This is a genomic window from Mesorhizobium sp. PL10 (assembly GCF_053714315.1).
Genome location: NZ_JBSKBR010000167.1, coordinates 1 through 753, shown reverse-complemented (window position 1 = coordinate 753; position 753 = coordinate 1). Strand labels below are relative to the sequence as shown.

Sequence of the window (753 nt, the reverse complement as noted above, 5' to 3'; positions counted from 1 at the left end):
CCAGGCTCAGATCGGTGAACAGGTCCCGCCGGCGATCGAACAGCTTCTCCTCGATCACATCGCGAAGTGCTGAGTCCAGCTGAGCGGAAAAGGGCAGAAAAAATTCGCCACACGAATTTGCGCCGCTCATATCTTCAGGCGAAGAGCGCTTTTCGAATCATCCTTGCCGCGCACTTGCATATTCCACCGAGAGATCTTCAGATGACCGTGTCGCCCTTCGGCAAACCCCAATCGCCGGCGCACGGTATTGAGGTGAGCCAATCTCATAGCCGCGATTGGTCCGCAGTCGCCGTGTCAGCCTTGGGCTTGGTGGGGATAGATATTGAGCATTCGCGCCCTCTGGCAAATTGCCGCCAGTTGGCTTGCCAGATTATGACGGACCAAGAGGCAAGGCTTTTTGAAGACACTCCGTGCGAGTTTACTGTCCGAAAGTTGCTGGAGCTCTGGACCAGAAAAGAAGCCCTACTGAAATGCGTGGGTCTTGGTCTCCACCAAGACCCGCGCGGCCTTCATACGGGTTGGGATGAGCCGGCCGTGAAATTTGATGACGTGCAATATTACCTCTACCCACTCCCAGTCTGCGGGCAATTGATAGGGCATTTATCGTCGCATGCTCTCCACAAAAGATCATCATGCGTAGCCTGCCATCACAGTTGGATGACCGGATGCCCGTGCTGCAGCCGCGCTCCTAGCCCGACTTGAACACCTGGACGAGAACACAAAAAGAACATAGCCACGTAAGTCATTGATTTT

1 protein-coding gene is annotated in these 753 nt (G+C 54.6%); it reads left to right on the top strand.

The window, feature by feature from the left end:
• The first annotated feature begins 201 nt into the window (after positions 1–201).
• On the top strand, positions 202–702 hold the full coding sequence (locus ACWGTO_RS33680) for a 4'-phosphopantetheinyl transferase family protein (RefSeq protein ID WP_454578980.1): 501 nt from the start codon (positions 202–204) through the stop codon (positions 700–702).
• Positions 703–753: the final 51 nt, after the last annotated feature.

Excerpts from the sequence above, each read along its gene's own strand:
- ACWGTO_RS33680 (WP_454578980.1), top strand. The coding sequence starts at position 202 with ATGACCGTGTCGCCCTTCGGCAAACCCCAATCGCCGGCGCACGGTATT.